Source organism: Ruegeria sp. THAF57 (genome assembly GCF_903914075.1).
In the GTDB taxonomy this organism is placed as follows: domain Bacteria; phylum Pseudomonadota; class Alphaproteobacteria; order Rhodobacterales; family Rhodobacteraceae; genus Ruegeria.
Genome location: NZ_CAIWNQ010000001.1, coordinates 446,058 through 469,685, shown reverse-complemented (window position 1 = coordinate 469,685; position 23,628 = coordinate 446,058). Strand labels below are relative to the sequence as shown.

At 57.4% G+C, this 23,628-nt stretch carries 20 protein-coding genes; 11 read left to right on the top strand and 9 right to left on the bottom strand.

What is annotated here, in order from left to right; genetic code table 11:
• Position 1 precedes the first annotated feature (1 nt).
• From ftsA to RUESEDTHA_RS02205, 7 genes are all read left to right on the top strand, one after another.
• Complete coding sequence (ftsA, locus tag RUESEDTHA_RS02235) at positions 2 to 1,336, top strand: cell division protein FtsA (protein ID WP_180884586.1); 1,335 nt, start codon at positions 2 to 4, stop codon at positions 1,334 to 1,336.
• Complete coding sequence (locus tag RUESEDTHA_RS02230) at positions 1,323 to 1,736, top strand: hypothetical protein (protein WP_180883978.1); 414 nt, start codon at positions 1,323 to 1,325, stop codon at positions 1,734 to 1,736. The genes ftsA and RUESEDTHA_RS02230 overlap by 14 nt, the downstream gene beginning before the upstream one ends.
• A gap of 347 nt (positions 1,737 to 2,083) precedes the next feature.
• On the top strand, positions 2,084 to 3,706 hold the full coding sequence (gene ftsZ / locus RUESEDTHA_RS02225; protein WP_180883976.1) for a cell division protein FtsZ: 1,623 nt from the start codon (positions 2,084 to 2,086) through the stop codon (positions 3,704 to 3,706).
• Positions 3,707 to 3,919: 213 nt separating this feature from the next.
• Entirely contained in the window at positions 3,920 to 4,840 is a 921-nt protein-coding gene (gene lpxC / locus RUESEDTHA_RS02220) for a UDP-3-O-acyl-N-acetylglucosamine deacetylase (RefSeq protein ID WP_180883974.1), read from the top strand.
• A gap of 127 nt (positions 4,841 to 4,967) precedes the next feature.
• Complete coding sequence (locus tag RUESEDTHA_RS02215; protein ID WP_171122526.1) at positions 4,968 to 5,810, top strand: outer membrane protein assembly factor BamD; 843 nt, start codon at positions 4,968 to 4,970, stop codon at positions 5,808 to 5,810.
• A 35-nt stretch (positions 5,811 to 5,845) separates the two neighbouring features.
• The gene (recN, locus tag RUESEDTHA_RS02210; protein ID WP_180883972.1) at positions 5,846 to 7,495 is read left to right on the top strand and encodes a DNA repair protein RecN; all 1,650 of its coding nucleotides are present in this window, start codon (positions 5,846 to 5,848) and stop codon (positions 7,493 to 7,495) included.
• 80 nt (positions 7,496 to 7,575) lie between these two features.
• A complete protein-coding gene (locus tag RUESEDTHA_RS02205) occupies positions 7,576 to 9,261 on the top strand; it encodes a chloride channel protein (protein ID WP_180883970.1) in 1,686 nt (561 codons plus the stop codon).
• Here the strand turns inward: RUESEDTHA_RS02205 and RUESEDTHA_RS02200 are convergent.
• Entirely contained in the window at positions 9,258 to 10,625 is a 1,368-nt protein-coding gene (locus tag RUESEDTHA_RS02200) for a DUF3179 domain-containing protein (protein ID WP_180883968.1), read from the bottom strand. The two genes, RUESEDTHA_RS02205 and RUESEDTHA_RS02200, sit on opposite strands and share 4 nt — an antisense overlap.
• Positions 10,626 to 10,864: 239 nt before the next feature.
• Between RUESEDTHA_RS02200 and RUESEDTHA_RS02195 the strand changes: the two genes are divergently transcribed.
• Complete coding sequence (locus RUESEDTHA_RS02195) at positions 10,865 to 12,490, top strand: PQQ-dependent sugar dehydrogenase (protein WP_180883966.1); 1,626 nt, start codon at positions 10,865 to 10,867, stop codon at positions 12,488 to 12,490.
• 599 nt (positions 12,491 to 13,089) lie between these two features.
• Positions 13,090 to 14,415, top strand: a complete 1,326-nt coding sequence (locus RUESEDTHA_RS02190) for a hypothetical protein (RefSeq protein WP_180883964.1) — start codon at positions 13,090 to 13,092, stop codon at positions 14,413 to 14,415.
• Here the strand turns inward: RUESEDTHA_RS02190 and RUESEDTHA_RS02185 are convergent.
• The 7 genes from RUESEDTHA_RS02185 to RUESEDTHA_RS02155 all read right to left on the bottom strand — a co-directional run bounded on the left by RUESEDTHA_RS02185 (position 14,412) and on the right by RUESEDTHA_RS02155 (position 22,589).
• Positions 14,412 to 14,753 (bottom strand): DUF427 domain-containing protein, encoded by a 342-nt coding sequence (locus RUESEDTHA_RS02185; protein WP_180883962.1) that lies wholly within the window; start codon positions 14,751 to 14,753, stop codon positions 14,412 to 14,414. The genes RUESEDTHA_RS02190 and RUESEDTHA_RS02185 overlap by 4 nt on opposite strands.
• 60 nt (positions 14,754 to 14,813) lie before the next feature.
• Positions 14,814 to 16,595, bottom strand: a complete 1,782-nt coding sequence (locus RUESEDTHA_RS02180; RefSeq protein ID WP_180883960.1) for an aminopeptidase P family protein — start codon at positions 16,593 to 16,595, stop codon at positions 14,814 to 14,816.
• Positions 16,596 to 16,649: 54 nt separating this feature from the next.
• A complete protein-coding gene (gene cobT, locus RUESEDTHA_RS02175; RefSeq protein WP_180883958.1) occupies positions 16,650 to 18,527 on the bottom strand; it encodes a cobaltochelatase subunit CobT in 1,878 nt (625 codons plus the stop codon).
• Between the two features lie 92 nt (positions 18,528 to 18,619).
• Positions 18,620 to 18,997 (bottom strand): hypothetical protein, encoded by a 378-nt coding sequence (locus RUESEDTHA_RS02170; protein ID WP_180883956.1) that lies wholly within the window; start codon positions 18,995 to 18,997, stop codon positions 18,620 to 18,622.
• A gap of 169 nt (positions 18,998 to 19,166) precedes the next feature.
• Positions 19,167 to 20,651 carry a glycosyltransferase family 25 protein gene (locus RUESEDTHA_RS02165; RefSeq protein WP_180883954.1) on the bottom strand — a complete coding sequence of 495 codons (1,485 nt, stop codon included), beginning with the start codon at positions 20,649 to 20,651 and terminating at the stop codon, positions 19,167 to 19,169.
• 7 nt (positions 20,652 to 20,658) lie between these two features.
• Positions 20,659 to 21,642 (bottom strand): cobaltochelatase subunit CobS, encoded by a 984-nt coding sequence (cobS, locus tag RUESEDTHA_RS02160; protein ID WP_180883951.1) that lies wholly within the window; start codon positions 21,640 to 21,642, stop codon positions 20,659 to 20,661.
• Positions 21,643 to 21,962: 320 nt separating this feature from the next.
• Positions 21,963 to 22,589 carry a J domain-containing protein gene (locus tag RUESEDTHA_RS02155; protein ID WP_180883949.1) on the bottom strand — a complete coding sequence of 209 codons (627 nt, stop codon included), beginning with the start codon at positions 22,587 to 22,589 and terminating at the stop codon, positions 21,963 to 21,965.
• 107 nt (positions 22,590 to 22,696) lie between these two features.
• On the opposite strand from RUESEDTHA_RS02155, the gene RUESEDTHA_RS02150 reads away from it, so the two are divergent.
• Together RUESEDTHA_RS02150 and RUESEDTHA_RS20805 are read left to right on the top strand one after the other, a co-directional pair.
• Positions 22,697 to 22,951: a BolA family transcriptional regulator gene (locus RUESEDTHA_RS02150; RefSeq protein WP_180883946.1), complete on the top strand. Its 255-nt coding sequence runs from the start codon at positions 22,697 to 22,699 to the stop codon at positions 22,949 to 22,951.
• 31 nt (positions 22,952 to 22,982) lie between these two features.
• On the top strand, positions 22,983 to 23,207 hold the full coding sequence (locus tag RUESEDTHA_RS20805; protein ID WP_255431595.1) for a GDCCVxC domain-containing (seleno)protein: 225 nt from the start codon (positions 22,983 to 22,985) through the stop codon (positions 23,205 to 23,207).
• 12 nt (positions 23,208 to 23,219) lie between these two features.
• On the opposite strand, the gene RUESEDTHA_RS02145 is transcribed toward RUESEDTHA_RS20805, so the two are convergent.
• The gene (locus RUESEDTHA_RS02145) at positions 23,220 to 23,627 is read right to left on the bottom strand and encodes a DUF4177 domain-containing protein (protein WP_180883944.1); all 408 of its coding nucleotides are present in this window, start codon (positions 23,625 to 23,627) and stop codon (positions 23,220 to 23,222) included.
• Position 23,628: the final 1 nt, after the last annotated feature.

Here is a 23,628-nt window from a genome sequence, read left to right as displayed (position 1 = left end):
GATGACCGACCTTTATCAGTCTCAACGGGCCATGCGGCAAATGCGCAGACAGGCGATGCAGCGCGGGGTGGTTGCCATTCTGGATGTCGGCAGCTCAAAGATTGCCTGCCTTGTGCTTCGGTTTGATGGTGCCAGTCGCCTGAACGAAGACAGCGGGATCGGATCGCTCGCCGGTCAGTCCGGCTTTCGCGTGATCGGTGCTGCAACGACCCGGTCCCGTGGCGTGCAGTTCGGCGAAGTTACGGCCATGCAGGAGACTGAGCGCGCCATTCGGACGGCGCTGCAAACAGCGCAGAAGATGGCCGATATCCGCGTGGATCACGTGATCGCGTGTTTCTCGGGGGCCAATCCCCGATCTTACGGTTTGGACGCTCAGGTCGATCTGGAAGGGCAGGTCGTGACCGAGGCCGAGGTCGGTCGCGTTCTGAATGCTTGCGACGTTCCGGATTACGGTGCGGGGCGCGAAGTGCTGCATGCGCAGCCGGTGAACTTTGCTTTGGATAACCGCTCTGGTCTGATCGACCCACGCGGTCAGATGGGGCAATCGCTGGCCGTTGACATGCACATGCTCACGGTTGACGCCGTTGCGATCCAGAACATCGTGCGCTGTATCAAGCGTTGCGATCTGGAGCTCGCTGGAATCGCGAATTCGGCCTATGTGTCGGGTGTTTCGGCCTTGGTCGAGGACGAGCAGGAGCTGGGCGCGGCCTGTATTGACATGGGTGGTGGCACGACCAGCGTGTCGATCTTCATGAAGAAACACATGATCTACGCCGATTGCGTGCGCATGGGCGGTGATCACGTGACCTCGGATATCTCGATGGGGCTGGGTGTTCCGGCCCATGTGGCTGAACGTATCAAAACATTCAATGGTGGGGTTCATGCGACCGGCGCAGATGACCGGGACCTGATCGACATCGGTGGCGATACTGGCGACTGGGAACACGATCGCCGGACCGTAAGCCGGGCCGAATTGATCGGGATCATGCGTCCCCGTGTGGAAGAAATCCTCGAAGAAGTCCGCATTCGTCTGGATGCTGCGGGGTTCGAACACATGCCCAGTCAGCAGATTGTGCTAACGGGCGGTGGAAGTCAGATCATGGGCCTGGATGGGCTTGCGACCCGTATCCTGGGTCAGCGCGTCCGCTTGGGGCGCCCCCTTCGCGTTCATGGGTTGCCGCAATCGGCAACCGGGCCTGGATTTTCCTCGGCGGTCGGCCTTAGCCTGTTCGCGGCGCATCCGCAGGATGAATGGTGGGACTTTGAAATCCCGGTCGATACCTATGCGGCGCGCCCTTTCAAGCGCGCGGTGCGCTGGTTCCGTGACAATTGGTAGGGTTCTGGTCGCGGCGCTTGTCGCTGCGATTCCCACTGCCCCATCAGCTCAGACACGCATCTCGCCCGAGGCGTTTCTAAGTGCGGTCGAGGGCAAAACCGTCAAGTTCCACGACTACCCGAGCGGCGATCTGGTGGGGACCGAAGAATTCCTCAGTCCGACTCTCTCCGTTTGGCGAATGGAGGGCAGGGGTTGTGTCTATGGCCAGATTACAACTCCTGACGGGCAGATCTGCTTTCTCTATGATGATGACGTCGACGGCATTCCGGTTTGCTGGTGGCCCTTTGTGCATGAGGATCGGCTGATGGTTCGTCTGGCAACATTCGCCTATACTGAAATCCAAGAAGTTCGTGATGTTTCCGAAGACGGCCTGAACTGTCCAAGTGCCCCAATTGGCTAAAGAAATGTGTTGCGGACGCCGCTGAAATCCCGCAAAATATCCACAAGGCCCGTCAGAGGTCCCGCGGCAGGAACTGAGCAGTTTTCCGCATACAGAAGATGATGATTTTTCAGGTGACGCGCCCATCAATTGCGGTGTGCCGGTCGCATTTTTCGTGGTGCTTTGAGTTCAATCCGCAACATCTGACAATCAATGCAAAATACGGCGGTGATCCGCCTTATTTCCTCCATATTTTGTGGATTCTGGCGATTTTTGGCGTGACGTTTGGCGTTTCGGTCGGTAGGATTGTTGAAGGATAGGTAAGAAAAACACCGCTTTGGCGGATCATATAAACAGGCGGACAGAGCATGACATTGAATCTTTCGATGCCCGGGCACGACGAACTGAAGCCTCGGATTACTGTATTTGGCGTTGGTGGCGCGGGCGGTAACGCTGTCAATAACATGATTGAAAAACAGTTGGATGGCGTGGATTTCGTGGTCGCCAACACTGACGCACAGGCACTTCAGCAAAGCCATTCCTCGGCGCGGGTGCAATTGGGCGTCAAAGTGACCGAGGGTCTGGGCGCTGGTGCGCGACCGACGGTTGGGGCTGCGGCTGCAGAAGAAAGCATCGAACAGATCGTCGATCATCTGGCGGGCGCGCATATGTGTTTCATCACCGCCGGCATGGGCGGTGGGACCGGTACGGGCGCTGCTCCGATCATCGCTCAGGCTGCGCGTGAGTTGGGCGTTCTGACAGTTGGTGTTGTCACCAAGCCCTTCCAGTTCGAAGGGGCCAAGCGGATGCGTCAGGCCGAAGACGGTGTTGAGGCATTGCAAAAGGTCGTCGACACGCTGATCATCATTCCGAACCAGAACCTGTTCCGACTGGCTAACGAAAAGACCACCTTCACCGAAGCGTTCTCGATGGCCGATGATGTTCTGTATCAGGGCGTCAAAGGCGTGACCGATCTGATGGTCCGTCCCGGTCTGATCAACCTCGACTTTGCCGATGTGCGCGCCGTGATGGACGAGATGGGCAAGGCGATGATGGGCACGGGCGAGGCCACTGGCGAAGATCGCGCAGTTCAGGCGGCCGAGAAAGCAATCGCCAACCCGCTGCTGGACGAAATCAGCCTCAAGGGTGCCAAGGGCGTGCTGATCAACATTACCGGTTCGCACGACCTGACCCTGTTCGAGCTGGACGAAGCCGCCAACCGCATCCGCGAAGAAGTCGATCCCGAGGCGAACATCATCGTTGGTTCGACCCTGGATACCGCGATGGAAGGCGGCATGCGCGTTTCGGTTGTCGCAACCGGTATTGACGCCAGTGAAAAGCACGATGACGTCCCCGTTGCCCGCCGTTCGATGTCAGCCCCACTGACACGCACAGTTTCGGCAGAGGAACCGCTGCAAGAAGAGACCCCCGTTGCAGCGGAAGAGGCAGCCCCTGAGTCGCTGCCCGAAGTGAACCGCGAACCTTCGTTGTTTGAAACGACCGAGGAACCGGCGGAACCACAGTACCAGCCGCGTGCCGAGCAAGACGATGATGGCCTGCCCCCCCCGGCCTATCAGCCGCAGGTCGCTGAGTTCGAACCGACCCCCGAGCCGGTTGAACCTGCTCCGGAAAACTATGTCGCGCCTCAGCCTCAACCAGCGGCGGGCACCCCGTCGCCAGAGGCCCTGCAGCGCCTGCAAGCCGCGGTTCAGAACGTTCCGGCGTCCGAGCGTGGCCACCCAGCGCCGCGCCCGGCGGCACCGCAGCCCGCACCTCAGCCGACGGCCCATACTGAGGCTGATCGCCCCCGGTTTGGCTTCAACCGTTTGATCGACCGGATGACCGGTCACGCGGCCGATACACCGGCGCAACCACCGCGCCAACAGCCGGTTATGCGCCAATCTGACGCTACGGCACCAGCACAGGATGAGGCCGATCCCGAACAGGATCGCATCGAAATTCCGGCATTTCTGCGGCGTCAAGCGAACTGATCGCGGTAACAATATACGTTTAGGGGGTCGCCGTTTGGCGGCCCTTTTTCTTTTAAAAACGCAAGTTTAAACGGCTGTAAGCAGTCTTTTGCCGATCTGTTACATACATGTTTCATTCAGTTACAAAGAGTGAGTTGAGCCTTTTGCCCGTGTTCCTTAACTGAATGTCCAACACGGTCGGGATGGGCCGGACACCACTCACTGAGGTTCACTTTGCAACATACGCTCAAAACTCCGATCACGTTTACAGGCGTCGGGCTGCACAGCGGCAAACCAGCGACGATGGTCCTGAAACCAGCGGCTGCCGGTCACGGCATCTGGTTCAAGCGGTCGGATATCGAACTGGGCAACGCGCTGATCCCGGCGATCTACGACGTGGTTGAACGCACCCCGCTTTGCACCCGTCTGGTGAATGACGCGGGTGTGTCGGTGTCGACCATCGAGCATATCATGGCAGCTTTGGCCGGGTGCGGTGTTCATAACGCTCTGATCGAGATTGACGGCCCCGAAGTTCCGATCATGGACGGATCGTCGATCGACTTCGTGCGCGGCATCATGGCCAAAGGTGTGCGTCGGCAGGCGAGCCCGGTTCTGGCCTACGAAGTGCTCAAGCCCGTAACAGCGACCCGCGAAGGGGCAAGCGCCTCAATCGCGCCCGCCGATGGCCTGATCATCGACTTCCATATAGATTTCGAAGACGCGGCGATTGGCAGCCAGACCAAGACGTTGGATATGCGTAACGGATCCTTTGCGCGCGAACTGAGTGATTGCCGTACGTTCTGCCGCCGCACAGACGTCGAAGAAATGCGCGAGAACGGTCTTGCGCTTGGTGGAACATTGGAAAACGCCGTGGTTGTTCAGGGGGACGAAGTGTTGACCCCCGGCGGACTTCGCCACGCTGATGAAGCCGTGCGTCACAAGATGCTGGACGCTCTGGGTGACCTTTATCTGGCCGGAGGGCCGATCCTGGGTCATTTCACAGGCGATAAGTCGGGCCATGCGATGACAAACACCTTGCTGCGCAAACTGTTTGAAACGCCAGGGGCCGTTCGTCCGATCCTTTGCACGCCCGAACAGGCCGCGCGTCTGCCGGGGCAAGGCCTTGTGTGGGACGAAATCCCCGAAGTCGCCTGATTGGATCAACTCTGTCGACAATTGCGCCAGAGGGCTTACTAAGGCGTTTTGCCCCGCAATTATATGTGCTAAACCAAGGCCAAATCCGGGGTTTGCCCCAATAATCAAGACGACGAGGATAGGCGGAATGGTTGGCACCAAAGCGGCAGTCAGATTCGCAGGGGCGATTCTTCTGGCAGCAGTTTTGACGGCTTGCGGCAGACAAGGCGCAGACCGCGATCAGAACCTGGAAGGGTTCACTCCGGAACAGATTTTCACGCGCGGCGAATATGAGCTGTCGCAGAATCGTTCGGATGATGCGGCGTGGTACTTCTCGGAAGTCGAACGTCTGTATCCTTATTCCGATTGGGCCAAACGCGCGCTGATCATGCAGGCGTTCTCATACCATTCGGACAAGAACTATGAAGAAAGCCGCGCAGCGGCGCAGCGGTATATCGACTTTTACCCCACGGATGAAGATGCGGCCTATGCCCAGTACCTGCTTGCGCTGAGCTATTATGATCAGATTGACGAGGTCGGGCGTGATCAGGGCCTGACATTTCAGGCGCTTCAGTCCTTGCGCACGGTCATCGAAGTTTATCCCGACAGTGAATACGCAACGTCGGCGGTGCTGAAATTCGATCTGGCTTTTGACCATCTGGCCGGAAAAGAAATGGAGATTGGCCGCTATTACCTGCGCCAAGATCATTATTCCGCAGCCATCAACCGGTTCCGTGTCGTGGTAGAGGATTTTCAAACCACGTCGCACACCGCCGAGGCGCTGTATCGTTTGATCGAAGCCTATCTGTCGCTGGGTCTGGTGGACGAAGCGCAGTCGGCCGGTGCGATTTTGGGATACAACTATCAGTCGTCCGAGTGGTACGACGCGGGTTACAAGCTGTTGACCTCGCGTGGGCTGGACTTGAAGAGCCGAGGAAATAATTGGCTCAGCCAGATCTATCGCCAGACGATCAAGGGTGAGTGGTTGTAATCGCCATGACCAAAGGCGTGGGACGCTAAGACCCGATGCTGCGCGCCCTCGATATCCGCGACATGCTGATCATCGACCGGTTGGAACTGACGTTCCAGCCGGGTTTGAACGCGTTGACCGGCGAGACAGGGGCAGGCAAGTCGATCCTGCTGGATTCCCTTGGCTTCGTTCTGGGGTGGCGCGGCCGGGCTGAACTGGTGCGTCAGGGCGCTGTGCAGGGCGAAGTTGTGGCCGAATTCGAGCTGTCCCCGGACCATCCAGCCCATACGATCTTGGCGGAGGCCGGATTGCCTGCCGGAGAGGAGTTGATCCTGCGCCGCGTAAACACAGCCGAAGGGCGCAAGACAGCCTGGGTCAATGACAGGCGCTGCTCGGGCGAGGTGCTGCGAGCGCTGTCTGAGACTCTGGTGGAATTGCATGGCCAGCACGATGATCGCGGATTGTTGAACCCGCGCGGTCACAGGGCCATGCTGGACAGCTATTCGGGCGCCGATGAGCAGCTTGCCGACGTTCGTACCGCGTGGTCTGAGACGTCGCGCGCCCGCAAAGCTCTTGCCCAGACCGAGGCTGCTTTGACAGCGATGCGCGCCGAAGAAGAGTTTCTGCGCCATTCGGTAGCCGAACTTGACCAGTTGGACCCGCAACCGGGCGAAGATGCCGAACTGGATGCCCGTCGTCGATTGATGCAGGGTGCCGAGCGTATCCGTGACGACGTTGCCCGCGCTTTTGATCTTCTGGGCGGCGACGGCGCAGAGGGTGCGATGTCTGACGCCGTGCGTTGGTTGGAAGGTGTATCCGACAATGCCGGTGGGCAGTTGGAGGAACCGATTGCCGCGTTGGGCCGTGCCTTGATCGAATTGGGTGAGGCACAAGACGGTGTCAGTGCCTGTCTTGACGCGCTGGAGTTCAACCCAGCCGAATTGGAGCTGACCGAAGAGCGTCTTTTTGCTATTCGCGCGCTGGCCCGAAAACACGACGTTGCCCCCGATGATCTGAGTGGCTTTGCCGAGACTTTGCGCGATCGATTGAACCGGCTGGAAGCAGGGGATGCAGATCTGGTCGATCAGCGCGCTGCGGTTGCGGCCGCGCAGGAATGTTATGACGCGGCTGCTGCGGCTCTGAGCGCCACACGGCAAAAGGCCGCCGCCGAGTTGGACGCAGCCGTAATGGCTGAATTGGCGCCGTTGAAAATGGAGCGTGCGGTGTTTCGGACCGAAGTGATCCCAGGCGAACCCGGCCCCGAAGGTGTTGACGCGGTTGCCTTCACGGTTGCCACCAATCCCGGCGCCCCGTCCGGCCCGCTGAACAAAATCGCGTCCGGCGGGGAGCTCAGTCGGTTTCTGCTGGCACTCAAGGTGTGCTTGACCGGGGAAGACAGTGCGCACACCATGATCTTTGATGAGATTGATCGGGGTGTTGGCGGTGCCACGGCGGATGCTGTTGGCCGTCGACTGGCGTCTTTGGCGCATGGTGGGCAGGTTCTTGTGGTGACGCATTCACCGCAGGTTGCCGCCCGAGCCGCGCATCACTGGCGGGTTCAGAAACATGTCACGGACGGTCAGACGCTTTCGACGGTGATCCCGCTGGCTGATCCTGACAGGGTGGACGAAATTGCCCGAATGGTTGCCGGCGATACCATAACTGACGAAGCACGCGCCGCCGCCCGTGCCTTGTTGGACGCATAGCTGCTCACACCCGCGCGATCCGCCTTTTATATGTGCCCACCGTGGCTTAGTAAGGCATATGAATTGACCCCCGAGGGCACATGACTCAGTCGACCCGCACCGTTTTGCGCAACCAGCTCAATCAGGCTCTGGCCGCGATGAAGGATGCGTGGCGGGTGATGCGGCGTCGGGGGCCCAGTCAAATTCAATTCTGGTTCATTGCTTTGGCCATTGGGATCGCGGCTGGCTTCATGGCGCTGGGATTTCGCAAGGCAATCCGGGCACTTCAGGCCTATGTCTATGACACCGAAGATATCCTGCTGCTGCATAGTCATGCAGAAAAGCTGCCGTGGTTCGTGATCCTGATCACGCCGATCATTGGCGGTCTGGTTGTTGGCATCATCCTGCACAGATTCACTGATGACGGGCGCGTTCGTTCTGTCGCCGACGTGATTGAGGGCGCGGCGCTTACGGATGGCCGGGTTGAACGCAAGGCCGGGATTGCGTCTTTGTTTGCGTCCCTGATTACACTAAGTACGGGTGGATCGACAGGCCGCGAAGGACCGGTGGTGCATATGGCCGGTGTCATCTCGACATGGGTCAGCGACCGTATTAACGCCGACGGCATTACCGGGCGCGACCTCTTGGGATGTGCAGTGGCGGCTGCGGTATCGGCCAGCTTCAATTCTCCGATCGCGGGTGCGCTTTTCGCGCTCGAAGTCGTCTTGCGGCATTTTGCGGTGCATGCATTTGCGCCGATCGTCATCGCGTCGGTCGCGGGCACGGTGATCAACAGGTTGGAATATGGCGACGTCACCGAGTTCGTTTTGGAAACGCCCGGCTCGCTGCAATTCTATGTCGAGCTACCCGCCTTTCTGATCCTTGGTTTGATTTGCGGCCTTGTTTCCCTGCTGCTGATGCGATCAATCTTTTTCGCCGAGGACTTCGGCAACCACATTCAGGCCCGATTGTCCCTGCCGCGTTGGTTGCGGCCAGCCGTGTCAGGCGCGATGCTGGGGCTTCTGGCGATCTGGTTCCCGCACATCATCGGGGTTGGATACGAAACCACGGTCCGTGCCTTGACCGGAGATTTGGTGCTCACCGCCGCCATCGTCTTTGCCGTGGTTAAAACAATTGCGTTGGCCATCACGATGGGTGGCCGGATGGGGGGCGGAGTTTTCTCGCCTTCTTTGATGATTGGCGCATTGACCGGGTTGGCGTTCGGCCTGATCGCAACCGGGTTGCTGCCGGATGTATCGGGAACACATACCCTCTATGCTTTTGCGGGAATGGGGGCCGTTGCCGCCGCGGTGCTGGGTGCGCCGATATCGACCACGATGATAGTCTTTGAATTGACCGGAGACTGGCAGATCGGTCTGGCCGTTATGGTTTCGGTGTCCATGTCGACCGCGCTGGCCTCGCGCCTAGTCGACAGGTCGTTCTTCCTGACACAGCTTGAGCGCCGCGATGTTCACCTGGCCGCTGGCCCGCAGGCTTACCTGTTGGCGATGTTACGCGCCGGATCAGTGATGCGCCCCATCGGTGATCCACGGTCAATCACCAAGGACGAAGCACAGGAGCTGATAGAACAAGGCCTGTGCGTTCAGGCCAGCGCCACATTAGAGGCCGCAATGCCTTACTTTGATCGGGTGGACATCCCGTGCATTCCGGTCGTCGTGGTGGATGAGGACGGCTGCGAAAACCCCGTTGGTGCCCTGTACCACATTGACGCGCTCAAAGCCTATAATCGGGCTTTGGCGGCGACGGCGGCCGAGGAGCATTCTTAACCGGGATACACAGTCGCAGCGTCCCCCAGATAGTTGTCCCACGCAAACCAGTATGAGATATGTCCCGCAACGCGTGGCAATTGCGTGCCATCAGGGCCGATCAAGGCCTCTTCGGTCATTGTCCATTTCCTGCCCGCCTGATCAACCAAACCGCCGTCAGATGCCGTGAATTGGTTTGACTTCCGCTCATAGGCCCGGACTGCGCGCTTGTCCGGATTTCCAACCAGAACCAGCGCTTTGTTATCAATTGCGTCATTGATCACGCGGGTCTTACTGAACGCGTCCAAAGGCCAGGCCCGTGCCGCGCCAAATTGACGGATGGCGAACACATAGTCTTTTTGCTGATGTTTGGATTGATCAACCAGCGCCGGAAACATCAACTCGGGTGATGCGAAGTAGTCGCGATAGACCACGCCTGATCCATAGTTTCTGCGGTGCCCGGTTTTGAGGGACAGAACCTTGGTGTCGGGGTGCGAGGTTTTCCAGCTTTGCCATGTGGTGATCACAACTGGTCGCTGCTTCAACTCAATACCGCTGCTGACCAAGGGGCCAACAACCGGTTTGCCGGTGTACTGGTTCCATAACGAGTGTGTCTCGCGGTCGAACATCAGCTTGTTCGAACGGTACAGAAAACCTGACGAGCCAAAGACCAGAGGCTTGCTTCGCCCTGCCACTTGCGTTTCAAACAGAATTCCCGAGCCGCACAGCGTGCAATAGGCCAACGCGACAGGTACGCCGCCGATGACCTCATTAAACATTTCGTGCCAGCCCATAATCCGCAACGGATAGGCGCGTGTGTCCCCGTTGATCGAGACGCCGAAAACCAGATCGCTGTCGTTCAGGTATTCCGCCCGAGACACCGGCACCAGTGCCGGATTGTCTAGTGAAGGGATTCCATCCTTGTGAACCCCACCCCAAGTGATCTCTTCCAGCCGGATTTTCATCTTCTCGGGCTGCAGGTATTCAGGGCGCAGAAAATCGTCGAAATTTGAGTCGATCCCCAATAGCACTTCGCGCTTGAATGGGATCAGCGACGGATGCGGGGTGAGCTGCGGGTTGTTCTCTTGCCAGAGCATCCAATCGAACCAATCGGTTCCGATAGTCTCGCCCGTGAGATCGCGCATCACGCCGGTGATCTCGTTACTTCGCTGCCGCCCGTACCGCATCGCGGTCAGCAGGGCAGGGACGACATCCGGATTTCCGCGCGCGACCAGATAGGCCATACCCTCGGCAAATTCGGAATTGCTGCCATACAGGGTGGAGCGCACGGCTTGCAAAACAGGATCGGATTGCGACCACAACGCTGTGGGCAGGGCAAACCCAGCGCCAAGTGCTCCGACGAAACTGCGGCGGGTGATCGACATGGCATCCTCCGATGGTGTTTTGTGCCATTTTGCCCGCAAATCGGTTCACTTGCATTGAACAGGCGCGTGAGGAATGCGTGAAGTTTGTTCGGTTTGGGGTGTGGTTGAAGTCTATTGGCCGCAATCATTCGCAGGAATTGGCAAGCCGGGTTGATACTGATGAAATTTCCGGTTTCTATGAGCCCGAGCAGCACCCGCAGTAATTGCGGATAACAAAAAAACTTGGTTGAGGTCAGGCAATGAGCATCGCGAAACGACTGTTGAGAAGCCCCGTTATCACGGTGACATTGGCAGGTTCGCTGGGCCTGATGATGTGGGAAGTGCACCAACTGCGCACAAGTCATGTTGGGATAACTCATTCCGCTCCGGTCTGGTCTGGGGATCGCGTTGCGCAAGTCGAAACCATTTTCACCGCCCTCAACATGAAAGAACTGGACGTCCCCGTTGACCGTGCGGGCAGCGGTGGAGCGTTGACCAGTTTGGGAAATGACCTGATCGTCATGACCCATGAAGGCGGGTTTTTCGAAGTCAGCGGCGATGAAGCCGTGACGCTTGATATTGCGCCGCCGCCCAACGGGTGGCAGGCCATGCTTGATTTCGAAGAGGCCAACCCGGATTACAATTTTGCGCATTTCTATTTTCGTTACAACGACGTAGACGTCGTGGACGGTAAGCTGATTGTCTCATTCACCGAGTGGGTAGAAGCAGACAATTGCTATCGCACGACCTTGTCCACTGCTCCGCTGAACGGCACCTCTGTCGATGCGGTGTCTATCAGTCCGGATGACTGGACCATTCTGTACGCGACGGACCCCTGTCTTGCGCCCAACCCGGACGGGCGCGCGATTCAGGGCCATATGGCGGGTGGTCGGTTCCGTGTGGACGATGATGGGACATTGTATCTGGCCGCTGGCGACTATGCGATGGACGGAACCTATTCGCCGGTGGCGCTGTCGCAGGATCCTGACCAGATGTACGGCAAGGTACTTGCCATCGATACGGCAACCGGTGAGCACCGCGTTTTCAGTCAGGGCCACTCGAACATGCAGGGGATCGCGTTTGATGCCGATGGCCGATTGTGGACGGTCGAGCATGGCCGTCGCGGAGGGGATGAGCTGAACCTCATTCGTGAGGGCTCAGATTACGGGTGGCCGCAGGTTTCGCTGGGTACACGGTACAATAAGTTGCCTTTGCCGGATACGCTCGACTATGGACGCCACCCAGAATTTCAGCTTCCAGCTTATTCGTGGTTGCCCTCGGTCGCCGTAAGCTCATTGGCGCCGGTGGACGATTTCCATCCGGCGTGGGACGGTGACATGCTGGCGGGGTCCTTGGCCGGAAACAGCCTGTTCCGCATCCGCACGAACGGCGAAGGCATCCTGTTCGCCGAGCGCATTCCGCTTGGCTTTCGCATCCGCTATGTCCATCAGCATGGTGACACGATCGCACTTTGGACCGATCAGAAGAAAGTGCTGCATCTGACGGTCGGCGAGTTTGATCCAAGCTACCAGTTCGCCGTTGCCAAAATTGGCGATCTTGGTTTGTCGAACAGAACCGCCGGCGCGGTCGAAACCGCGCTGGACGGCTGCGCCGAATGTCACGGCTTTGGCGTACTTCCAAGCGCAAGCGCCCCGTCATTGGGCGAGGTCTACGGCAGAAAGATCGCGGGTCTCACGGATTTTGATTATTCGCAGTCGCTTTCGTCGGCTGGAGGAGAGTGGACACGCGAGCAGTTGGTCGCATTTCTGGACAATCCGCAATCTGTGGCCCAGGACACCTCGATGCCTGACCCGGCGCTGGGCGACCCAGAGGTTATTAACGCCTTGGTGGATATCCTGATTTCTCTGCGCGAGCAGGCTGAATAACCTCGGATGTTCGGGTGAATGAAGGCTTCGGGCGCGTCTTAAGCTGCACGGACTTTTGCTTGGTAATAGTAATGACCGCAAAGTTGGGCTTTGGGCTTTCTTGCGTGCTTAAGAACGCACCGAACCCGTTGTGGAACATGTTCGACGCCCCTTGAAATGGCTTGTTTTCTTGATTCAAACAGCAATTTTCAGCTATTATCGGCAAAGTTGGCCCGGATAATTTATTGAGTTCAATTAGTATTCGTTCTTCTTAACCGGGTATCTGGCACTACGAATACACGTAATTTCAAACGACTAGACGACAAATATACGAACTTGCACCAAGGCTCATGAGATTTGGGGGCAACTTATTATGTTTTTACTGCGTCTCGCTTTGTGTTCATCAAATTACACTACTGCCTCTGCGCGCGCATGGTGTTTGGCCCTTTTGCGGCCGCTTGGCAGAATTTGGGCCATCTATTGCCTGTGGAAGTTCCGAATACTCCGCTTTGAACCTTTCAGATGCGCAGAGTACCCTTTGGTTCACGCCCGTGTTCCGATGAATTGCCGGGGCGGAAAGCGGATTCAAAATCCGGTTTCGTGTAGAAAAGGGTCGTTGCATGCGCGTTTTTGATGCCGCATTGATCGGCGCTGGCCCTGCTGGTTATGCCGCCCTGACCGCGATGAAGGGTTTTTCCGGATCGTTGGTTGTTGTTACGGGTGCGACGTCCCAACCCTTTGAGGGGGGGCCGGCCAAAATAGTTTCGGTGGCCTATGAACGGCGCGAGCCCGCCTATTTGGCCGAACGAACGGCCGTGTCCGGAGATGCCCCACCGATGTTTGTTGCCGCAGAAATTGGTGGTTTGGCCAATTATTGGGGAAAACAGCTTCAGGTCTATGACAGGGATGACCCTTGGGGGCAGGGACGATTCCTTGAAAACTGGAAGGCTTACCGCGATGCGTGCGACGCAGTCCAATCCGATTTCGAAGTGGTTGGCGGCGTTCGTCGGCAGAAACTGGAAAACGGATTTGAAAAAAGCGCACCGCGTCTTCTGACGGGAACCAAGGACAAGCCCGGGTCTGGATTGCGCGCTATGGCTAATGCGGTGGAAAAGCGCCTGTGTGAAATGCCGGATGTCGAAATCCACAACGGTCGCGTACAGCGTATAGAAACCGAACAGGAACTTGTTCGGTTAGAGCTTGACGACGGTACCAGAATTAAGGCTCGCCGTGTGTTTCTGGCTGCCGGTGTTCTTGGCACGGCAACTTTGCTGGCACGTAGCCTAAGGGCGGCTACCGAAATCAGATTTCGTGATCATGCACCCTACACGATCAATTGCCTCAGGCTCGCCCGTATACTTGGGTCGCCGCGCAGCTATACGAACCGGGGGAATTTCAACGCGCTAACACTCAAGTGGAAACAAGACGGACTTTGTAAGCTGTTTGCCTCGGTCTACACGGTGTCCCAAGCCCCGCTGAGTATGCTGACGACCCGGTTCGGTCTGGGGCCTCATTTCCGTGGTCGACGTATAGGACGCATTATTGATTTTGTTCAGCCAGTGCGGATCTGGACACCCAAAACGCTAGTACAGTTTCGCCATTTGCCGGGGCAGGGCCGGATTGAGGCGATACAGACGCCGAAACCGGATATGGACGAATACTTGCAGCATCTTCTCGACTGGCTCGCCTCTCACGGCGTGCGCAGCGCATTGGGCATCACTGACCCCGGTCAAGGGTTTCACTATCACAGGTTGACCCTAGGGCAGCGGAATGATCCCGTGGATCAGGTCGTGCGATCTGCTTTCAACGGCAAGGTCCGTGTGATCGACGCATCCTGCCTGCCTGAGATTGGGTGCCCTCCGCATACGTTGACGTCAATGGCGCAGGCGTTCGGACGTGTCCGTCATGACATGGCAACTGTCGAGGCGATGAAAGAGGCGATTTAGATTTGTTCGACCTTGACCGAATCGATCTTATAAAAGGCAACGTAGCCCTTGATCTCCAGGGCTGATGGGATCGGGTCTTCGTAGCTCCACGCTGCGTTTTCAGTGACAGAGGATTTGTTCACAATCGAAAAATGCGTGGCATCGCCCTTGTGCGGGCAATGTGTGCGTTTTTCGGTGCGATCCAGAAACGCCATGGCAATGTCTGACCGAGGGAAGTAGATTACAGGGTCAAGATCGCCTTCCAAAAGCTCCAGCGCATTCGTGCTTTCACCAAGGACAGCGCCGCCGGAACGGACGCTCCATTTCCCCGGCGCTTTACGGATTGTGATCTTGGTCATACGTATTCCATCCCTTTGTTCTGGGCTTCTCCTCTGCCCGGTGTTTGTAACAGTCCGGTGTCAGACCGGCCCTGTTGCGGCATCCAACCACAGCTGCGCCTCTGCGCCCAGCCTAGGCCTGATTTTTTCCGCAACGTCGCGGTGATAGGCGTTCAGCCAATCGCGCTCGTCAGTGGTAAGCATCTCAACTACAATCAATCGTTGGTCAATCGGGACAAAGGTCAGAGTACGCCAGTTCAGCATCGCGCGTTCGGCATCACCACCGGGCAGGGCGGGGGCTTCTTGCACAGCCACGAGATTTTCGATCCGGATTCCGAAAGCGTCCTCGCGGTAGTAGCCCGGTTCGTTCGACAGGATCATACCGGGTTGCAGCGGGACAGAGCTGACACGCGACAGGCGCTGGGGGCCTTCGTGAACGCTTAGATAAGCGCCAACCCCGTGGCCGACCCCGTGATTGAAATCCTGCCCCGCCGCCCAGAGCGGCGCGCGCGCAATGCATTCAATGTCGCGCCCTGCCAAACCAACGGGCCAGCGCAACATGGACATGTTAATCATGCCCTTCAACACGCGGGTGAAGCAGGTTTTTTCCACTTCGCCAACCTCTCCGATGGCGATGGTCCGGGTGATGTCTGTTGTACCATCCAAATACTGGCCGCCGCTGTCCAGAACCAGTATGTGCCCGTCTTTCAGCAGACTGTCGGTTTCTTCTGTCACCCGATAGTGCATGATCGCACCGTTCGGTCCGGTTCCGGCGATCGTGTCGAACGAGATGTCCTGCAGCGCATTGTCCCTGCGTCGGTTTTCTTCCAGCCGGGTAACGACTTGGGTCTCGGTCACTGTGCCAGGGGAGTGTGCATCTAGCCAGCACAGGGTTTCCACAACCGCCACAGCGTCGCGCAAGTGCGCCTCGGCGCTGCCAGCGATTTCGGCCGGGTTTTTGCAGGCCTTGGGCAGGGCGCATGGATCGCCGCCGTCTATCATCCGATCTGACAAGATATCCGCTACGGCTTGTGGCAACGTGCCCAGATCGACCTGTACCTTGCCATCAAGCGCAGCGAGGCTGTCCAAGAACGCGTTCGGTTCGTGGATATTCACACTGTCACCCAGAGGAATGACCAGTTTCTCCTTGGCCATGAACAGATCCACCAGCCCATCGGCATGTAGGATCGCGAAACCATGTGCCACGGGGTTGTAGCCGATATCCGAGCCGCGAATGTTTAGCAGCCACATGATCGAATCCGGCAGGGTAATCACAGCGGCCGAGCATCCTGCATCGCGCAGGCCCTTGGCCAAACGCGTGATTTTGCTTTCTGCGGTTTCTCCGGCGAATTCCAGTGGGTGAGCCTTGATGGGGTTTAACGGCGGCTCCGGTTGGTCGTTCCAAACACGGTCGACGAGGTTATCGCTGCGCACCAGTTCGATACCACTGCCGGACAGTTCTTTCTGGGCGGCTGAGATCTGCCCGGCGGCGTGTAGCCAAGGGTCAAAGCCAACTTTTCCCCCGTTCGGCAGTTGTTCCTTCAACCACGCACTTAGGCCGACTTCGGGCCAAGGCACCGGGGTGTAGTCGGATGCGACCTGAGCCTTGACCTGAGTGCGGTAGCGTCCGTCAACAAACACGCCCGCGATGTCCGACAGGGCAACACAAAATCCGGCCGATCCGGTAAATCCAGTCAACCACGCCAGACGCTCGTCCCGGGGGGCGACATATTCGCCTTGATGCGCGTCCGCACGCGGGATCAGGAACCCATCCAACCCCGCTTGCGCTAGCTCGGCCCGTAGCGCAGCCAAGCGCGGGGGGCCTTGTTCCGGACGTGCGGTCACGGCAAAGGATTGAAACATGTCTCACCTCATTCAGATCGGAGTGCACTCCGTTTAGTTTTAGGATTAGGCGCGTTAGCCTACTTTCCTCATCCCCATGACCCTGGCGCGCGCCCTTGGGTCGCTGTCAAACAGTGCTGCCAATTGTTCGGTCATTGCACCGGCCAGTTGTTCGACGTCCGTAATTGTAACCGCGCGGTCGTAATAACGCGTCACATCATGGCCAATCCCGATAGCAAGTAGTTCGACCATCTTGCGTTTTTCAACCATTGCAATCACGTCGCGCAGGTGTTTTTCCAGATAATTCGCGGGGTTAACGCTGAGAGTTGAATCATCCACCGGTGCACCATCGGAAATCACCATCAAGATCTTGCGCTGTTCGCGCCGGGCCATCATCCGACGATGCGCCCATTCCAGCGCCTCGCCGTCGATGTTTTCTTTCAGCAGACCTTCTTTCATCATCAGGCCGAGATTGGGGCGCGCGCGACGCCACGGAGCATCCGCGCCCTTGTAGATAATATGGCGAAGGTCGTTCAACCGACCGGGCTGTTGGGGGCGGCCGTCGTTCAACCACGCCTCGCGCGCCTGTCCACCTTTCCAAGCACGGGTGGTGAAGCCCAGAATTTCGACCTTTACGTTGCAGCGTTCCAGCGTCCGCGCCAGAACATCAGCGCAAATCGCCGCTATCGAGATCGGACGCCCGCGCATCGACCCGGAATTATCCAGCAAAAGCGTCACGACGGTGTCGCGGAATTCGGTATCCTTCTCGACTTTGAAACTCAGCGGAGTCGTGGGATTAGCTACAATCCGGGCCAAACGGCCTGCGTCCAGAATTCCTTCTTCAAGGTCGAATTCCCATGAGCGGTTCTGCTGAGCCTGTAAGCGGCGTTGCAATTTGTTGGCCAGACGGCTGACTGCCCCTTTCAAGGGTTCAAGCTGTTGGTCTAAATAAGCGCGCAGGCGTTCCAGCTCGGCCGGTTCAGCCAAATCTTCGGCGGCAATTTCTTCGTCAAAGGTATTCAGGTAGACTTTGTAATCAGGGTCCGCCTCAGAGGCCGGAGGCGGCGCGGGCGGCTCTAGCGGGGCTTCGCCCTCGGGCATCTCTGCCTCTTCGCCCATCTCGTCGTCGGCCATTTCGTCCATCGAGACCTGGGCCTGAGATTGGTCCTGCTGCTCTTCCTGAGATTGCTCAGGGGTGGCATCGGCTTCTTGTTCATCCTGATCGTCTTGGCCGGTGCTATCAGGATCGGGCTGTTCTTCCGCGTCGTCCTCGGCCTGATCTTCCTGTTCTTCGTCCAGCTCGTCAGGGTCATCCCCCAATTGGTCGCCGTATCCCAGATCCTTGATCATCTGGCGGGCAAACTTTGCAAACTCTGCCTGATCCGAGAGTATATCATCGAGGCTTTCAAGCGTTCCCCCAGCTTGTTCCTCGATAAATCCGCGCCAAAGGTTCATGATGTTATCTGCTGCCTGGGGCAGGTCGCGACCAGTGGCCAGATGGCGGATCAGGTAACCTGCCGCGACGGCCAAAGGTGCATCAGCAGGTTGTTTGCACTGGTCATACCCACGGCGGATGGCTTCATGTTCAATTTTGACGTCGATATTGGATGCAGTGCCGGGCATGTCCCGCGCGCCCATCGCCTCGCACCGGGCGGTCTCCATCGCTTCGTACAGATCGCGCGCCATATCTCCCGGAGGAGCATAGCGTGCGTGGGTGGCGTCGTCATGATACCTGCGTTGCAGCGCCAGCGCGTCGGCGGTTCCGCGCGCCAGCAGAACCTCTTCGCGCGTCATGCGACGACTGACTTGCGGCAGGCGCATCGATTCACCCGACATGCCCGACGGATCGACCGTGTATGAGACGTTCAGCTCGGGATCATCGGCCATCACTTTCGTGGCTTCGGCCAAAGCTTTCTTGAACGGATCAGCGGGGTTATCGATTGGTTTGCTCATCGGCGGCAGGTCCGGTTGTGTTCTGTCCCGGCAACCTAGAACCATTCCGGGGTCTTGACCATAGGGCCAGCCCTGTTTTCATGCAAACAGGGTTACAACAGGATAGCGCGGCATTCGGATATGTGGTGCTCCAACTGGCGTTCAGCTCCAGCAGCGATCTGGGCGTCAAAGCTGTAATCCATATCGGCCAATAGATACGCGACCTCAACCCAGCCTCGCACACGCCAGCGTTTGGGCTGATGCTCTTCAACACCTTCGGACAGTGCCCATGGCAAGACCGCTTCGAGCATCTGGTCGAATTGAATGTGAAGGGTCTCTGCCGAACCCGCCGTTTCACCCAAGTGAGCCTTTTGACGCGCGGCCAATGCTTCGAGCCGTCCTGAACATACGGCAAACAACTCTGCCCGGTCAGTGGGCTTGGAAGGGAGGCCCGCAACCGGTGAGGAAAACGTAACGGCAATCGTGACCACGATTAAAAGTAATCTGAAACATGACATGTGGTGAATGTAGTATGGATATTGATTGTATATACTTTACTTATACAAAATACATCGCGCTACGTGATCAAAACACAACATTGATATATGGTTTTAACCAATGTGAACGCTAAATCGGGGCCCGATAAGGCGGAAAATTTGACTAGGTTGCTCCCACGGGGGAGTTGTAGCCGTATTCCTCACAGTATTCACTCAGAAGCGCCTGGGCTTGTGGGCCGATCATTTCCCACTGTTCCGCGTCGATCTGAGGTTTTTCGTGGTGCTTGCCCTTATACAGCTTCTCGGCGTTAACAGGGCCGATATCCAAATTGTCTTTGTGAACCTCGAAACCATTCTCGCTAAGAAAGTCGATCAGAGCCTCAGAGCCCGTTTCAATTCGGAATACATAGTCCGGGTTCTGCCCACGAATGATGGACGCCCATAAGCAAAGCGACGCGACAGCCCGTTCGATGTCAGTCTCAAAGCCGTTCAGATCAATCCCTGTTTCTGCAAGAATGTGCGAGCGGCGAAACTCGTATGATGCAGGGGCATGCGCGTTTTCACGAATAATCGAGGGAATGGCTGTGGCCGGATCCCGAACCGTCTGGATCATGAACTGCCACTTCAAGGCCTTGCGTGTTTGGGCGACCGGGTCAGCAGCCCAAGGGTTTTCAGCCGCGTCCACCGCAAACATCCATGAACTAATGCCGTCCTTACCGTCAGCTTCGTGGCCAACTTCCACCCCGGACTTGGTACACAGTTCAGCCACGAAACCAGTTCCGGTTCGAGGATGACCTACGCATAAAATTGCTCGTTGATATACATGCTGAACATGGTGCTTCAACCGACGCTCAAACTCGGCAAGTTCAGTGTCCCGATTGTGTTTCTTCAGGTATTCCAAGCGGTTTTTCTTGGGGTGAATGTAGGAATCCGTTGCGCCTTCGGACCAGGACAAATCCGAAGCAACAGGCGGGAAAATCGTGAGAGAATCCTCGGATGTCGCGACTTCGTCATGCAGAAACACATCCGACGTCGTTTCCACCCGGTCGAAGTGATTAATCAGATTAACCGCAAACCCCGGGGTCAACGCATAGCACGGGTTCGACATCCTGACCTTGTGACTTGTGCGGAACCGTTTGAAACGGCCATGATCCTTGGACAACGCCCACCCTAGTCGCAGCAACGTTGTTGATTTTGGAGTGAAGTCGATGTTTCCACGCTCGATCCCCTGCCAAAGCTTGCGCGACACGCGGCGCGTCCACGGGTGGAGCACAATATCATCTTCCATGACGAGGATTCGACCGTCCTGTCGACTGGTCAGGCGCCAAATGTCCAGGTGACTGGCAAAATTGGCAACTTGCTGAGGAATCAGTACGTTGTTCGGGCAGTCGCAATCGTCCATCCCGCACCGAAAACACGGCGGGAACGTCGCTATGCGTTGTTCTTCATAGAGCGACTGAACGGCTGGATGATCCGGCGTAAAAGCGTCATGCCATTCAAATGCAGTGATCCCGAACTCTGCCAGATGAGAGGGGATGCGATCGCGACGCTCCTGAGCCTCAGGTAGGCTTAGGACAATGATCCGGTCGACAATGCCCTCAAAGACACCTAGCCCGGTGGACGGACGCGGGTCAGATCCGAACAGCATTTACGGCTTACCCCAATGAGGCGTTTGCCGCGCTTTCAGGCAGTTCTTCGTCAAAGCAGCGCTGGTAGAACTCGGCAACCGTCTGACGTTCCAGCTCATCACATTTGTTCAGGAAAGACAGGCGGAATGCGTAGCCGACATTGCGGAAAATCTCGGCATTCTGTGCCCAGTTGATGACCGTTCGGGGGCTCATGACTGTGGACAGATCGCCATTCATGAAGGCGGTTCGCGTCAGGTCTGCAACGGTGACCATCTGGCTAACGATCTTACGTCCTTCCGCCGTGTTATAATGGGGGGCCTTGGACAGAACGATCATGGTTTCGGCATCATGGCTGAGGTAGTTCAGCGTTGCGACCAGAGACCAGCGGTCCATCTGCGCCTGGTTGATCTGCTGGGTGCCATGGTACAGGCCCGTTGTGTCACCAAGACCAACAGTGTTGGCGGTGGCGAACATACGGAAATACCGGTGCGGCGTCAGGATTTCGTTCTGATCCAGCAGGGTCAGGCTGCCGTTGGCTTCCAGCACGCGCTGCAGCACGAACATCACGTCCGCACGCCCGGCGTCATATTCGTCGAACACGATCGCAACCGGATTGCGCAGGGCCCAAGGCAGAATGCCTTCGCTGAATTCGGTGATTTGAACGCCATCGCGCAGTTTGATCGCATCCTTGCCGATCAGGTCGATCCGGCTGATGTGGCTGTCGAGGTTAACGCGCACGGCAGGCCAGTTCAAACGCGCGGCGACCTGTTCAATATGCGTCGATTTACCCGTGCCGTGATAGCCTTGGATCATGACCCGGCGGTTGTGGGTAAATCCTGCCAAAATCGCCAGCGTGGTATCAGGGTCGAACTTGTAAGTCGGATCAATCTCGGGCACCCGCTCGGTCGACTCATAGAAGCGTTTGACCTGCATGTCGGTGTCGATGCCGAAGACTTCGCGAACCGAAATCTCTTCTGATGGTTTTGCGTTTGCGTCAATCGGCCAATCCATGCCTGTCGTCCTTATCCTGATACCGCAGCCTCACGAGGGGCCTTCGACACTGTGTGTGGTGCAACATATTGAGAGCAAGGGCAAGGGAAAGCCGCCTGTGCGGTGGCGCAGGCAGGTGTTTCTTCGGTGCCAGCCCAAAAGTCGTGTATTTTTCGTCACTGAGAAATGTCGCTGATGGCCTTCGATCGTGATGACACGGCCGAGTTTCTTGCGCCCTTCGCCTTCTGGAGCGCGTCACGTCAAAGCTGCAAGCGCGGTTGCCATGCCTCGAGCGGGCCGAAGCCAACCCATTGCAAGGTTTGTAGTGGTGATCTGCCGATTTATTTGAAGTTCCGGCTGTCCTTGATCTGATCCCAGGCCCAGACGACTTCTTGCAGCTGTTCTTCCTGGGACCGGTCGCCGCCGTTCATATCCGGGTGCAGCACCTTGATCAGCTTCTTGTAGGCCTTGCGCACCTCGGCTTTGGTCCAACTGTCATTCGCTTCAAGAATCTCAATCGCGCGGCGTTCCGTGGGGGGCAAACGACGACCACCACCGCCCGAAGTGCGCCCGGGGTTCTTGGTGGCGTTTGCGCCCAGAACCTGATGCGGGTCTTCGATGCCCAGACGGGCCCATGCGCGGGCTTCGGGGTCACCCATGGGTTTGGTTTCACGTTCCCACACTTTGTCCTTCGACCGCTGCGCGTTCAGTTCGGCCTCGGTCGTGCCGTCGAAGAAGTTCCACTTCTGGTTATATTCGCGCACGTGTTGCTGGCAGAACCAGAAGAAATCATCCAGTACATCCGGGGCTTTGGGCGCGCGGAACTTACCGGCCTCTTCACAACCGGGATGATCGCAGATTCGCACCGATGTCTCAGACGCGCCCGACATCCCCCGACGCCCGCGCGGGTTCTTTTTCTTGGCGCTGGAGACGGACATATCGAATCCGAAAGGGTCTGATTTCGTCATGCTGTGATCCTTAAGAACGCATCTTCTCGACTCGGAGGCAGCAGTTTAGTCTAAGCAGCCGAAAGTAGAAGAGGGGAGCGGTAAAATTTTTGCCGCTAGGCGTAAAAATGACTGTGACCGACGAAATCCGTACTTGCCTGCAAGCGGCCTTTGATCCGCATGAGCTTGAGGTGGTTGACGACAGCGAAAGCCATCGTGGGCATTCGGGGTATCAAGAGGGCGGCGAGAGCCATTTCAACGTCCGTATCCGCGCGGCTGCCTTCAAGGGGCAATCACGCGTCGCGCGTCACAGGGCTGTGCATAAGGCGCTCGGCGATATCGTTCCACGTATTCACGCGCTGGCGCTGGATATTGGGGTGTGAACGCGCCAATACGCTGAGCGGTGAGGGGTAAATGGAAGCAACAGAGATAACCATAATTCTCGAGTCGACTTTGACTTGTCCCGCTTGTGGACACGCCGAAACGGAAAATATGCCAACAGACGCGTGCCAGTGGTTTTACGAATGCAAATCGTGTCGTGAAGTTCTGAAGCCGCTGGAAGGTGATTGCTGTGTCTATTGCTCTTACGCGACAGTACCATGCCCGCCGATTCAGGCGGGGCAGACGTGCTGCGGATAAGTTCGAACTTCGCTAGGGTTTCTCTTGTTGCTCGGGTGCTTCTGCCCCTTTCAGCGACAGTGGGGGTTCTTTCACCTCTTCGGCAATAGGGGCCGGGGCTACAACGGTCTCGGGTCCGGGCAAGGGCTGCGCCAGCGGTACACCCTCGGGCGTTTCGCTCGGGCCACGGGTTGAGACAAAGTTCACTTCAATTTCGCGCCGAAAGACCAAAACGTTGCGCCAGTTCACGGTGGAACTGGTCAGGCCCGAACGCTCTTCGCTGGGCAGTAATTCCGCGCGCTGGTATTCCCAGCCGTCCTGACCCATCTGGTTCAGCACCTGTTCAATCGAGACGGCGAACCGGTCTTCGGCGGTTTTGGCCCCTTTCACCTTGCCGCCTTTTTGCGGGGCGGGGACAACTTTGTATTCGTAGCGCGGCATC